Below are 253 nucleotides of genomic sequence, written 5' to 3'. Positions count from 1 at the left end.
GCCCAATTCATCGGACTCGGAGCTGCGTGTACCTTGACCGAGCTGCGCGCCGGCGGCGACGGCCGGGCGGACAGCTGACGACGTGCCTTGCTGTGCGCTGGCACTGGCACTGGCACTGGCCAGAGAAGCTTGCGGTGCTGAAGCGTTCTGCGCGCGCGCGGAAATCGCAATACCGGCCAGCAGCGCACTCGCCAAGACATTCATGAGGGTTCTGTTCATGTCGGAATTTCCCTTGGTTAGAGCATGCGCGCAG

Annotated in this window: 1 protein-coding gene; it reads right to left on the bottom strand. The window is 63.6% G+C overall.

The window, feature by feature from the left end; translation table 11 throughout:
• A partial coding sequence (locus tag Q4528_RS14860; protein ID WP_303522443.1) for a hypothetical protein occupies positions 1–219 on the bottom strand: 219 nt, incomplete at its 3' end.
• Positions 220–253 lie beyond the last annotated feature (34 nt).

Source organism: Staphylococcus pasteuri, assembly GCF_030547725.1.
GTDB lineage: Bacteria > Bacillota > Bacilli > Staphylococcales > Staphylococcaceae > Staphylococcus > Staphylococcus pasteuri.
The sequence above is the reverse complement of the archived record's forward strand: the minus strand, read 5'-3'. Positions and strand labels throughout refer to the sequence as shown.